Raw genomic sequence first — 12,873 nt, forward strand, 5'->3', positions numbered from 1 at the left:
GGTGCCGGGGGCGCTGGAGGGCGAGGTCTCGGGGGTGCGGTTGTCCGGGGTCCGGGAGGGCCTGCCCTCCTTGCCCGTGGACTCCTCGGGGAGCGGGGAGCCGGGGAGTTGGTTGGTCGGGTAGCTGTCGGGACCCGGCACGGTGACGACCTGGGTGGAGCGGACGGCGCCGCCGAGCATCGAGCCGACCAGCAGGGTCAGACCGACGACGACGGTGGCGACCACGGTGCCGCGGCGCAGCACCCGGCGGCGTAGGTCCCAGATCGCGGACCGCGGGCCGAGTGTGCGCCAGGCCTCGCCGGCGAGGCGGCCGTCGAGGGAGTAGACGGGGGCACCGGCGATGACGAGGGGGCTCCAGGCGGCCAGCAGGATGATGTCGGGGGTGTCGTACGCGGCGGCGCTGCGCCAGCTGACCGTGACCAGGATGGCGGCGGAGAGCAGGGCTCCGAAGGCGGCCGCGACCCGCTGCCAGAGCCCGAGGACGGTGAGGACGCCGACGACGATCTGGAGGAAGGCGACGGCGAGCCCGGCGGCCACGGGGTGGGACAGTGCGACGTCGCGCAGGGGCTCGGCGGCGGACCAGGGGTGCAGCGAGGTCAGCCACTTGACCATGGAGCCGCGGTCGCCGCCGTCGAAGTAGGCGGGGTCGCAGAGCTTGCCCATGCCGGCGTAGATGGAGAAGAAGCCGAGGATGACGCGCAGCGGGAGGAGGACGACGCCGAGGTTCATCCGGCGGCCGGGGTAGTAGGCGTGCCGGACGGTGTCGCCCGACTGGCGTCGTTCGCCGGCGGATGTGTCGCTCCGGCCTTCGGTGCCGGCGTCGTCTTCGTAGGCGTCGTGCGCGTCGCGGGGGTGCGTCTCCATGGCGTCGTACGCGCCGACGGCCTGCCGCATGGGTGGCAGGAGCGGGCCGTTGCGTCCGCCGCCAGGCCGGTGGGGTGCGGGGACGACGGGGTTGGGCTGTGTCTCGTCGAGGCGCGGGATGACCTGGGTGCCGCCTCCCCTGCCGTCGTGGCCGCCGGGGCGGGTTTCGAGATGGCCGGCGGTGGAGTTGCGTACGGCCTGGAGGAGCCCGGTCGCTCCGGGGTCGCCCGGCTCGGACCTGCCGCTCCAGACGACGGGGGCCCGCCTGCGGCCGCCCGCGCCGCTCATGGCGGGGATCCTGGGTCCGGCGGAGCCCACGGGGCGCAGACGGGTGCGCTGCCCCGGGGCGAGCTGCACCCGGAAGCTGGCGTGGCTGACGATGACCTGGGCGGGGTCGCTGTCCACCTTCGTCATGCTCAGGGCGGGTTGGTCGTCGAACCGAGGCGTTCTGGTGTCCACACTCATCTAACCGAGTGATGTGTGATTAGGACACTGCCTCGACTCGTCCGAAGTGTCCGAGACCCGTCAACAGTCCCTGACCGCGTACGGTTCTCTGTCGATCGGGCGCGGACCGGGCGCGCTGTCGGGGACGGCGGCGCGTGGACGGGTCGCGTACGCCGCCCGGCCCGGGGGCTGTACTTCCGGGCCGGACGTGGCGGATCAGGCGCGGCGGCGTGCGACCTCGTAGAGCACGATGCCCGCTGCGACACCGGCGTTCAGGGATTCGGCGCCACCGGGCATGGAGATCCGGACGCGGTAGTCGCAGGTCTCGCCGACGAGGCGGCCCAGGCCCTTGCCCTCGCTGCCGATGACGATGACGACGGGGCCCCCGAGTTCCTGCAGGTCCTCGACGGTGTGCTCGCCGTCGGCGGCGAGGCCGACCACGGTGAGGCCGGCCTTCTGGTAGCCCTCCAGCGCGCGGGTCAGGTTGGTGACGCGCGAGACGGGCGTGCGGGCGGCGGTGCCCGCCGAGGACTTCCAGGCGCCGGCCGTCATTCCGGCCGCGCGGCGCTCGGGGACGACGACACCGTGGCCGCCGAAGGCGGAGACGGAGCGGACGATCGCGCCGAGGTTGCGGGGGTCGGTGACGCCGTCGAGGGCGACGATCAGCGGGTCCTCGTTGTTGTCGTACGCGGCGGCGGTGAGGTCCTCCGGGTGCGCGTACTCGTACGGCGGGACCTGGAGGACGAGGCCCTGGTGGTTCAGGCCGTTCGTCATCCGGTCGAGCTCGGGGCGCGGAGCCTCCATGAGGTGGATGTTGCCGCGCTCGCCGGCGAGCTGGAGTGCCTCACGGACCCGCTCGTCGTTGTCGATGTACTGCTGGACGTAGAGGGTGGTCGCGGGGACGCCGTCGCGCAGCGCCTCGAAGACCGGGTTGCGGCCGACGACCATCTCCGACGTGCCCTTGGCGCCTCCGCGGCGCGGGGCGGGGCGGCGGGAGGCGGCCTGCTTGGCCTGGGCGTTCGCCACCCTGTTCTTCTTGTGTCCCTTGCGGGCGGAGGCGGGCGGCGTCGGTCCCTTGCCTTCGAGACCACGGCGTCGGTTACCGCCGCTGCCGACCTGCATGCCCTTCTTGTTGGACGTGCGGCGGTTCCTGCGCTGGCTGTTCCCGGCCATGACCTACCTGTTTCGTTGCTTCAGAGATGACGTCGTCAAGTGAAAGTGTGCCGCCCGGATGGCCGGGCGGCACATTTGCGCTGCTCACGCATGGTGCGAAGGTCCGCTCAGCGCGGTCCGAGTGTCCACCGGGGTCCGCTGGGGCTGTCCTCGATGACGAGGCCGGACTGGTTGAGCTGGTCGCGGATGGCGTCGGCCGCGGGCCAGTCCTTGCGCTCGCGGGCCGACTGGCGCTGGTCGAGGACGAGCCGTACGAGGGTGTCGACGACGCCGTGCAGGTCCTCGCCGCGGTCGCTCTCGCCCGCCCAGTGGGGGTCGAGCGGGTCCAGACCGAGGACGCCGAGCATCGCGCGCACCTCGGCGAGGCGGGCGACCGCGGCTTCCTTGTCATCGGCGGCGAGGGCGGAATTGCCCTGCCGGACGGTGGTGTGGACGATCGCGAGCGCCTGCGGGACGCCGAGGTCGTCGTCCATGGCCTCGGCGAACACGGGCGGCACCTCGGCGGCGGGCTCGACCGGTCCCCCGGCCTTCTCCACCACCCGCTGGACGAAGCCCTCGATCCGCGCGAAGGCGGACTCGGCCTCGCGCAGGGCCTCCTCGCTGTACTCGATCATCGACCGGTAGTGCGGGGTGCCGAGGTAGTACCGGAGGACGATGGGGCGCCACTGCTCGACCATGTCGCTGACCAGCACGGAGTTGCCCAGGGACTTCGACATCTTCTCGCCGGACAGGGTGACCCAGCCGTTGTGCACCCAGTACTTCGCGAAGTCGTCGCCGAATGCCTTGGCCTGGGCGATCTCGTTCTCGTGGTGCGGGAAGATCAGGTCGATGCCGCCGCCGTGGATGTCGAAGGCGGTGCCGAGGTACTTGTGCGCCATCGCGGAGCACTCGAGGTGCCAGCCGGGACGGCCACGGCCCCACGGGGTCTCCCAGCTGGGCTCGCCCGGCTTGGCGGACTTCCACATGGCGAAGTCGCGCTTGTCGCGCTTGCCGGTCTCGTTGTCGCCGGACGGCTGGCGCAGGTCGTCGAGGTCCTGGTTGGAGAGCTCGAGATATCCCTCGTACGAGCGCACGTCGAAGTAGACGTTGCCGTCGGCCTCGTAGGCGTGGCCGCGCTCGATGAGGCCGCGCATCATCTCGACCATCTCGGTGATGTGACCGGTGGCGCGCGGTTCGTACGTCGGCGGGAGGCAGCCCAGTGCGGCGTAGCCGTCGTTGAAGGCGCGTTCGTTCTCGTAGCCGATGGACCACCAGGGGCGGTTCTGCTCGGCGGACTTCTTGATGATCTTGTCGTCGATGTCGGTGACATTCCGGATGAACGTCACGTCGTAACCGCGGTACTCGAACCAGCGGCGCATGATGTCGAAGTTCAGTCCGGACCTGATGTGCCCGATGTGAGGGGCGGCCTGGACAGTCGCGCCACAGAGGTAGATCGAGACACAGCCCGCTGCGAGCGGGACGAAGTCACGGATCTGCCGGGCGTTGGTGTCGTGCAGGCGAATAGTCACGCCTCAAGGGTAGTGGGCCCGCACCAGTGCCAGGAGCCCCCTGTGGAAAACGTGTCACTCGTCATCGGTGACGGTGGCAACAGGCTTCGTCGTGTGCCGTCCCGCGGACAGCGTCAGGGCGAGTGCCGCGCCGGCCAGGGGGACGGCGGCGAGCACCGCCCACAGGGCGGGGCCGGGGGTGTCGAGGAGCGTTCCGGTGGCGGCGCTGCCCACGAGTACGGCGAGGCCCGACACGGAGGACAGGGCTCCGGTGGCGAGGCCGAGCCGGTGGTCGTCGACGAGGTCCGGTACGAGCCCTCGGGTGGCGGGGACCAGCAGCATCTGGCCGAGCGTGAGCAGGACGACGAGCGCGGCGCCGGGGAGCAGTCCGGCGGGCCCGTCCGGCGCGAGGGGCACCGCGGCGAATCCGGCGGCGACGGCGGCGAGCCCTGCGACGAGTGCGGTACGGGGCGCGATGCGACGGGCTGACCAGCGGGTCAGCGGCAGCTGGGCGACGACGACGAGCAGGGAGGAGAGCGCGAAGAGCCAGCCGAGCGCGCTCTGGGAGCCGGTGGCCCGCTCCACCTCCACAGGCAGGGCGAGATAGAGCTGGTTGTAGGAGACGAGGTAGCTGCTGTGGACGAGGCAGAGCACGAGGAAGGGCCGGTCGGCGAGGACCTGGCGGGGACGGACGGCGCCCGTGCCGGTGGTTTTGACGCGGCGGGGCCTGTGGGGCATGAGGCGGGCGTGTCCGGCGAGTACGCCGACGAAGACCACGGCGCCGGCCAGGCACGCCGTACGGAATCCGCCTCCCGTGAGCAGCAGGAGGCTGCCGAGCAGGGGGCCGATGAACGCGCCGGCCTGCCCGGCGGCGGAGAACACGGCCAGCACCTGGGCGCGCGGCGTCCCCGTCGCGGCCTCGTGGGTGACGGCGGTCCTGGCGGTCTCGGACTCGACGGCGGGTGAGAACAGGGCGGCTGCGAAGCCGATGAGGAGGACGGCGCCGATCACGGTGCCGGTGGATTCCGCCCGGGCGAGCCAGCAGAATCCGGCGATGCGCAGGGCGCAGCCGGTGAGGACGACCGGCCGGGGGCCGTAACGGTCGGTCAGGGCGCCGCCGACGACGAAGAGGCCCTGCTGGCTGAAGGTGCGCAGGCCGAGTACGAGTCCGACGAGCCATCCGGCCATGCCGAGCCCGTCGCCCAGGTGGGCGGCCAGGTAGGGCAGGACGGCGTAGAAGCCCGTGTTGAAGGCGAACTGGGTGGCGGTCAGGAGCCGGAGGTAGGGCTTGAGCCCCACAGCGGCGTCGGACCGGGTGTCCGCCGTGGATGTGGTCATCCGCGCCGGCTGCCGCGTACGGCGGCCGAGGTCAGCACCGCGAGCGCGCCGAGGGCGGCGAGGGCGGCGGAGGGCGCGAGGACGGCCCAGGGTGCACGTTCGGCGTAGGGCATGTTCTCCGAGAGCATGCGGCCCCACTCCGGCGCCGGAGCCGGTGTCCCGAGCCCGAGGAAGCCGAGGGAGGCGAGCGCCAGGGCGATGGCCGGGATGCGCAGGACGGCGTGGCGTACGACCGGGGGTACGACGCCGGGTCCTGTGTGGCGGCGCAGCAGGTGCCAGGGTCCGGCGCCGAGAGCGAGGGCTGCGGTGACGTGCGGGGCGGCCCGTTCCTGGGCGTACAGCGCGGAGGTGTGGGCGGCGAGCGGGGCCCAGGCGACGGCGGCGACGGCCGCGGCGGCGCCCCAGGGGCCGGGGCCCGCGATCCCCGCGACGACGAGGCCGGCCAGGACCGCGGGCAGCGCGTTCGCCGTCTCGGTGAGGGCCCCGGCGCGGACGGCCCCGGCGAGCAGTCCCAGGAGCAGGGTGACGGCGCCGACGGCGACCGCGGTGAGCGCGGTCCTGGCCGCGCCGTGGCCGAGGCGGGCGAGGACGTCGCGACCCAGGGAGTCGGTGCCCAGCGGATGGGCGGCCGAGGGTGGGGCGAGCCGGGCCGCGGCATCGGCGTACAGGGGGTCGCGCAGCAGGCCGGTGAGGACGACGGCGACGAGGAGTGCCCCCAGGACCGCAGCTCCGACGGCCACGGTGCGGCGTGCGGGAAGGACCGGCGCGACGAGCGGGGGCAGGGCGCCGTCGTCCCGCGCTGGGCCGAGCAGGGCCCTGGAGACGAGCCGGGACGCGAGTCCGGCGGCGACGCCGAGGAGAAGGAGCAGCAGTACGCACGCCTGGAGGACGGGCAGGTCCTGCGCCAGTGCGGCGGCGAGGGCCGTGCCGCCGAGCCCGGGGATGGTGTAGAGCGTCTCGACGGCGACCGCACCGCCGGTGAGGCCGACGGCGACGAGGCCGAGCTGGGGCAGCAGTGCGGGCAGTGCGCGGCGCAGGGCGTGGGCGGCGATCCGGCGGGCGGGCATCCCGTGGGCGGTGGCGGCGCGCACCCAGGGTTCGGCGAACGCGGCGGGCAGCGCGTCGTCCAGGAGCCGCCCGAGCAGCGCACCGGCGGGGACGCCCATGGCGAGGGCCGGCAGGACGAGGTGTTCGGGTCCACCCCAGCCGATTGCGGGGAACCAGCCCAGCTGTACGGCGAGGACGGTGGCCAGTACGGCGGCGAGGAGGAATTCCGGCAGGGCGGCGAGCACTGCGGCGCCGACGCCCGCGCGGGTGGTGACGAGCCGGCGGCGGGCGCCCCGCCGGAGTGTTCCCGCGACGAGGGCGAGCGCCAGGACGACGGCGACGGCGAGCGAGGCGCCCATCAGGGTGAGTGAGACACCGAGCGCGGAGGTCACGTCGGGGCCGACCGGCTGTCCGGAGACCCAGGACTCGCCCAGGTCGCCGCGCAGCAGTCCGGCCGCCCAGCCTCCGAGGACGTGCAGCGGGCCGCCGTCGAGTCCGGTCTCGGCGCGGATCGCGTCGAGCACGGCCGGTGTGGGCGGACGGTCCGCGTAGCGGGCGTGCAGGATGGTCAGCGCCGGATCGGTACGCGACAGCCGGGGCAGCAGGCCGATGACGGCGACGACGGCGAGCAGCGCACCGAGACGCCCGGCCAGGTACCTCATGCGGTCACCCGACGCGGGTGTCGGCGGTGATGAGGGTGCGTTCCATCGGGTCGAGGGCCACGCCTTCGACGCGGCTGTCGTCGTAGCCCTGGACGAAGCGCTCGTGGACGAGCGGTACGAGGGCGTCGGCTCCGAGGACGGCGGCCTCGGCGGTCATCCCGGCCTGGTGGCGGGCGTCGGTGCCGGTCAGCGATGCGGCCTCGTCCACCGCGGCGTCGACGCGCTCGTCGCACAGTTGGGAGATGTTGAAGCTGCCGTCGCAGGTGAAGTCGGAGGCGAGGTAGGAGACGGGGTCGGCGGTGTCCAGCAGGGTGTTGCGTGCCTGGATGAACCCGTCGTACTTCCCGGCGAGCGCGTCGGCCTCCATCTGCGCGTAGTCGCGGACGACCTGCCTGACGGTGAAGCCGCGCTTCTCGAGCTGCTGCTGTACGAGTGTCGCGGCCTCGGGGAGTTCGGGCCTGTTGGTGTAGGTGGCGAGGACGATCTCCTCGGTCTTCGCGACCTCCTCGCGGCTCGCCGACGGGGTCCTGCCGGTGGGTGCGGTGCGCTTTCCGGCCGCCCAGGGGATGCCGGGGCCGAGGAGCCCCTTCGCGGTGTCCGCCCGGCCCTCGTACACCCCGTCGACCAGGGCATCGGAGTCGATGGCCTCGCGGGCGGCGGCGCGCATGGCCGGGTCGGCGAAGACACCGCGCCCGGTGTTCAGCGAGAGGCCGTTGGTCCGGGCGGACGGGAATTCGTGGACGTACGAGTCGCCGAGGAGCGAGGCCTGCGATATCGGTACGTACTCGGCGACGTCGACGGCCTTCGTGCGCAGCGCGTTGGCGCGGGCGGTGCCGTCCGCGGCGAAGGTGACGTCGACACCCGGAGCCTTCGCCTTGTCGCCCCAGTAGTCGTCGTTGCGCTCGAGGGTGGCGGCGACCGCGCCCTTGACGCCGGTCAGGGTGAACGGGCCTGTGGCGTGCCCGGCGGGGTTCACCCTGCCCTTCTCGTAGGCACCGGCGGACAGGATCGTGAGGGACGGGTTGGCGAGCCGCTGCGGGAGCAGGGGGTCCGCGTCCTTCGTGACGATCCGTACGGTGTCCGCGTCCCCGCCGGTCACGGCCGTGGCCGTCAGGGTCGTGTCGGACAGCACCCTGGGCAGCGGGGATGCCTTGCCCGCTGCGGTGAGGGACCGGACGACGGCGTCCGCGTCGACCTTCGCGCCGTCCTGGAAGACGGCGTCGCGGAGGGTGAACGTCCAGGTGGTGGGGCTGTCCTGTTTCCAGGACGCGGCGAGGGCCGGCTTCGCGGCGCCGTTGCTGTCCAGGGTGGTGAGGCCCTCGATGACGGCGAGCCGGCTGAGGGTGACCGCGTCGTCCCCGTACGGCGAAATGGCCTGGGCGGGCGGGAAGGCCATGACGACCCGGAGCCGCTGTGCGTCGCCGGATGCGCCCGATCCGCTGGGCGAGGAGCAGGCCGCGAGCGGCAGGAGGAGGGCGGCGGCGATGACCGGCAACGAGGAGCGTCGGCTTCGGGGCGTAGGCATGACGGGGACCCTATATGAAAACGATTATCATCTGATACTCCGGGTGGACGACGCCCGGGGCGCGGGCATCGGCAGCTCGAAGTGGATGATGCCCTGACCACCTCCCGGCAGGGCGCGCTCGTCGCAGACCTCATGGGCGAGCGACCGCCAGAACGGCTCCGCACCTGGCACGGCCGGATCGGTGTGCAGATAGAGCGAGGTGTAGCCGCCCGCCCGGGCGGCGAAGTCCCCGAGCTCCCGCACCAACCGCCGGGCCAGGCCGTGCCTGCGGTGATCGGGGCGTACGTAGATCCGGCACAGCTGGGCCGTCACCCCCGGGGGGAAGCGGTCAGCGACCCACTGCGGATTGGGCGGCGCCTGCGGACCCCGGTCCCGCACCGCGCCCGTCGCCACCACCTCGTCGCCGCGCACGACGACCAGCAGCGTGCAGCGCGCGGGACGCAGATACGCGCCCTCCAGGTCGATGATGTCGGCATGCCAGCGGGGTACGTAGCCCGAGCACAGATCGCGGTAGACGGTGTCCAGCATGACCGCCCGCGCACCACCGAGGTCCTGCGCGGTGGCCGTCCGCACGACGTACCCGTCCGCACCGGCCGGCGCGTCCGGCATCCTCGTCGCCCCGGCTGTCGCGCTCACCACTGACGCCCACCCTTGTCTCGACCCGTACGGCACATCACCTGCCGCACCAGCGTAGGTGCAAGCCATGCGCAATAAGCCGCCGGGGTCGGCTCCCGGCGGCTCATTGCGCGGAGTGAAGGGTGCGGGCTCCGCCGACGGGCCCGGGCCTCAGCGGTCGGCGCCAGCCTTTCGCGCGGTCGGCGTCAGCCCTGAGCGCGGTCGGCCTCAGCCTTTCGCACGGTAGGCGTCAGCCCTGGGCGCGGTAGACCAGGGCGGTCGCGATGCCCGCGATGCCCTCGCCACGACCGGTGAAGCCGAGGCCGTCGGAGGTGGCGGCGGAGAGCGACACCGGGGCGCCCACCGCTTCGGACAGCACCTTCTGGGCCTCCTCGCGCCGCTTGCCGATCTTCGGCCGGAGCCCGACGACCTGCACGGCGACGTTGCCGATCCCGAAGCCCTCGGCGCGCACGATCCGGGCGGCCTCGGTGAGCAGTGTGACGCCGGACGCGCCCGACCACTCGGGACGGCCGGTGCCGAAGTGCTGCCCCAGATCACCGAGACCTGCGGCCGAGAACAGGGCGTTGCAGGCGGCGTGCGCCACGACGTCCGCGTCGGAGTGCCCGGCCAGGCCGGGACCCTCGCCCTCCCACAGCAGCCCGGCGCACCAGAGTTCGCGGCCCTCCTCGAACGCGTGGATGTCCGTCCCGATGCCGACCAGCGGAATCACGGGCGGGGGAACCTGCTGCGTGTGCTCAGAATCCATCGTTCGCCCTCCGGCGTGCGAGAACGGCTTCGGCCAGGACCAGGTCCAGCGGCCGGGTCACCTTGAACGCCTCCTCGTGGCCGGGTACGACCACGACGGACGCGCCGAGGCGTTCCACCATGCCCGCGTCGTCGGTCGCGCCCTCGCCGTCGACGGCCACGGCCTTGTGCGCCCGCAGGAGGGTGTCGCGGTCGAAACCCTGCGGGGTCTGGACGGCGCGCAGCCTGGCCCTCACCGGGGTCGAGAGGACCGGCTCCGGCTCGCCCGGCGCACCCGGCTCGACTTCCTTGACCGTGTCGGAGAGCGGCAGCGCGGGGACCACGGCGGGCGCCCCGTCCCGTACGGCTTCGACGACGGCGTCCACGGTGTCCACGGGCACCAGGGGGCGGGCCGCGTCGTGGACGAGTACGACCGAGACGTCCTCGGGCAGGGCGTCGAGGCCGAGCCGCACGGACTCCTGGCGTGTCGCACCGCCGGGAACGACGAGGTAGTCGGTGTGTTCGGGCAGGGAGTGGTCGGCGATGAGGTTCTTGACCTCGGGCGCGCCGTCCGGAGGCGCCACAACGACGACGAGGGTGACGGCGCGGGACGCCGCCATCGCGCGCACGGCGTGGATCAGCATGGGGGTACCGCCGAGCGCGCGCAGCGCCTTCGGGGTACCGGGGCCGAGCCGGACACCGCGGCCCGCTGCGGGGATCACCGCCGCAGTGCGGGAAGGGCTCGTTTCAGCGGGCGTCGGTGACATCGATGACATCGGTTGCACTCCGAAGCTTCGGCAGGTTTGTTTCCACGGCCTACGTGGGTAGGGGCACAGCGAGCCGGGCACGACGCCTCGACCTGACCGGGACCCCTTCCGTGAACCCCGGGAGGCCGAGCCGCTGAGGGCCCGTCGAAATGAATGCGCTGAGGGGGCACCGGGCATACCGGATGGATTTCCGGCCGTCCGGGCTGCCGCTGGACAGGTCCCCTCCAGGGCCCATGAGTTCAGTGCTCACGGGTCCGAACATGCCGCAGCGCCCGACGACTGGCCGTAAAGACGGCTGGTCAGCGGGCACCGCGGCACATTTCATACGACCGGATTCAGTTCGCCGGCGTCACGCCGGTCACTGACGTCACCCGGTTCAGGACGCGAGAACCTCGTCGAGCAGGGCCTCGGCCTTGTCCTCGTTCGTGTTCTCCGCGAGGGCGAGCTCGCTCACCAGGATCTGGCGGGCCTTGGCGAGCATGCGCTTCTCACCTGCGGAGAGTCCGCGCTCGCGCTCGCGACGCCACAGGTCTCGCACCACTTCGGCGACCTTGATGACATCGCCGGAGGCGAGCTTCTCGAGATTTGCCTTGTAGCGTCGGGACCAGTTCGTCGGCTCTTCGGCGTACGGCGCGCGCAGCACCTCGAAGACCCGGTCCAGCCCCTCCTGCCCGACTACGTCACGCACACCGACGAACTCCGCATTGTCCGCCGGTACACGAACCGTCAAGTCGCCCTGGGCGACCTTGAGCACCAAGTAGGTCTTGTCCACGCCTTTGATCTGACGAGTTTCGATAGCCTCGATCAGCGCGGCCCCGTGATGGGGATAGACCACGGTGTCGCCAACCTTGAACGTCATGTGACAGGTACCCCTTCCGTGGCTATCCAGAGTAACACGAGAACAGCTTCTCCTGAATGGCGTTTTCGCAGGTCAGGGCATATCTCGGGGCTTGACAACTGCAACACGAACGTGCTGCGGGAGCCTTCCGGGAGGCGATATTCGCAGGTCGGAGCGGGCGTGCGGCCGAGCTGAAACACGCGCGTCACACACAGCGGAAGGCCTCCAGAAGGGGTTGAACATCCCGGTTTGTCGGATTCCGGATGGTGAACTTTCCGTACTCCGTTCGGACCTCGATCACCCGTACGGCCCTTAGTGTCGGTGGCCAATGAAATTGATCAACAGCCCGGGGCCGGGTCGATTATGCGCGAGAAATGCGCCACCGCCCGGAAATCGATCATCGACCGGGTCAACGCACTGGTCACCGTGTTTTGTGAACCCCGCGCGAATCACCGTCGGCGGGAAGAAGGCCGCCGCACGGCCGCACGAGGTCCGCGCCACAGCCGCGACACCGGCGGACAGGTCGGACGGCCCCAGGGGCGGGTCGGGTGCGGGCCCGGGACGACGGCTCGGTAGCCTGGGCCCGCTGACACACACTTGGGGCGGCTTCACGGCCGCTCGGGCCTTCCTGTCCGCAGAGTCCGAAGTCCGCAGTCCGAAACGTTCAAGGAGTTGCCGCCGCCGTGAGCCGCAGCCTTCGACACGGCGCCCTCGCCGCCACTGCCCTCGTTGTCTCCGTCGGCGCGCTGACCGCGTGCGGTGCCGGCAATGACGCGCAGACGCTTCAGGTCAGGCCGGACAACGCAGCCACCGCTGTCGACAACATCAAGATCCAGAACCTGAACATCATCACCCAGCCCGAGCCGGACGCCGAGGGCCCGGCGGTCATCGCCGCCACCCTCTTCAACGACGGCACGAAGCAGGAGGTGGTGGAGAAGATCACCCTGCCGGGCACCAGCGCCACGGTGAAGCTGCAGGCCGCCCAGGGCAAGGGACCCCTCGTCGTCCCGGCCGGCGGGCGGGTGATCATCGGCGGGAAGGACAACGCCTCCGCCGTGATCGAGAACGGCCGCCAGGCAGGGACGAACGGCAACGTCCAGAACGTCGCCTTCACCTTCAGCGAGACGGGTGACATCCAGCTCGGCGCCGCCATCGTCCCGGCGACCGGCTTCTTCACGGACTTCGGCCCGAGCGTGGTGCCGTCCGCCAAGCCCACCCCGACGGGCTCCGCGTCCGGGACCCCGGGCGAGCCGTCGGGCGAAGCCTCCGAGAGCCCCTCGGGTACGGCGACGGACACCTCCGCCCCGACGGACGAGGCGCCCGCCACCCACTGACCGCGCATACGTGTGGGTGCCTCCCCCGGAGACAC

11 protein-coding genes are annotated in these 12,873 nt (G+C 72.1%); 1 reads left to right on the plus strand and 10 read right to left on the minus strand.

The features are described from left to right. The 10 genes from BFF76_RS22570 to BFF76_RS22615 form a co-directional block, all read right to left on the minus strand. Positions 1-1,329, minus strand: a 1,329-nt coding sequence (locus BFF76_RS22570) for a DoxX family protein (protein WP_065848943.1), incomplete at its 3' end; no start/stop codon positions are given. A gap of 195 nt (positions 1,330-1,524) precedes the next feature. Further along, complete coding sequence (rlmB, locus tag BFF76_RS22575; protein ID WP_031093454.1) at positions 1,525-2,481, minus strand: 23S rRNA (guanosine(2251)-2'-O)-methyltransferase RlmB; 957 nt, start codon at positions 2,479-2,481, stop codon at positions 1,525-1,527. A gap of 107 nt (positions 2,482-2,588) precedes the next feature. After that, entirely contained in the window at positions 2,589-3,989 is a 1,401-nt protein-coding gene (cysS, locus tag BFF76_RS22580) for a cysteine--tRNA ligase (RefSeq protein WP_065848939.1), read from the minus strand. A 54-nt stretch (positions 3,990-4,043) separates the two neighbouring features. Further along, the gene (locus BFF76_RS22585; RefSeq protein ID WP_065848940.1) at positions 4,044-5,306 is read right to left on the minus strand and encodes an MFS transporter; all 1,263 of its coding nucleotides are present in this window, start codon (positions 5,304-5,306) and stop codon (positions 4,044-4,046) included. Then, a complete protein-coding gene (locus tag BFF76_RS22590; RefSeq protein ID WP_053930659.1) occupies positions 5,303-7,015 on the minus strand; it encodes an ABC transporter permease subunit in 1,713 nt (570 codons plus the stop codon). The genes BFF76_RS22585 and BFF76_RS22590 overlap by 4 nt, the downstream gene beginning before the upstream one ends. A 4-nt stretch (positions 7,016-7,019) precedes the next feature. After that, positions 7,020-8,540 carry an ABC transporter substrate-binding protein gene (locus BFF76_RS22595; RefSeq protein ID WP_065848941.1) on the minus strand — a complete coding sequence of 507 codons (1,521 nt, stop codon included), beginning with the start codon at positions 8,538-8,540 and terminating at the stop codon, positions 7,020-7,022. Between the two features lie 27 nt (positions 8,541-8,567). After that, entirely contained in the window at positions 8,568-9,149 is a 582-nt protein-coding gene (locus tag BFF76_RS22600) for a GNAT family N-acetyltransferase (RefSeq protein WP_107418471.1), read from the minus strand. Between the two features lie 256 nt (positions 9,150-9,405). Next, complete coding sequence (gene ispF, locus BFF76_RS22605) at positions 9,406-9,921, minus strand: 2-C-methyl-D-erythritol 2,4-cyclodiphosphate synthase (RefSeq protein WP_065848942.1); 516 nt, start codon at positions 9,919-9,921, stop codon at positions 9,406-9,408. Next, on the minus strand, positions 9,911-10,675 hold the full coding sequence (gene ispD / locus BFF76_RS22610; RefSeq protein WP_078850587.1) for a 2-C-methyl-D-erythritol 4-phosphate cytidylyltransferase: 765 nt from the start codon (positions 10,673-10,675) through the stop codon (positions 9,911-9,913). The genes ispF and ispD overlap by 11 nt, the downstream gene beginning before the upstream one ends. Before the next feature lie 367 nt (positions 10,676-11,042). Continuing rightward, a complete protein-coding gene (locus BFF76_RS22615) occupies positions 11,043-11,525 on the minus strand; it encodes a CarD family transcriptional regulator (RefSeq protein WP_006380568.1) in 483 nt (160 codons plus the stop codon). Between the two features lie 662 nt (positions 11,526-12,187). Between BFF76_RS22615 and BFF76_RS22620 the strand changes: the two genes are divergently transcribed. Beyond that, entirely contained in the window at positions 12,188-12,838 is a 651-nt protein-coding gene (locus tag BFF76_RS22620) for a hypothetical protein (protein WP_031093473.1), read from the plus strand. The last annotated feature ends 35 nt before the right edge of the window (positions 12,839-12,873 follow it).

Origin of the sequence: Streptomyces mutomycini (genome assembly GCF_001700505.1) — a bacterium.
GTDB lineage: Bacteria > Actinomycetota > Actinomycetes > Streptomycetales > Streptomycetaceae > Streptomyces > Streptomyces mutomycini.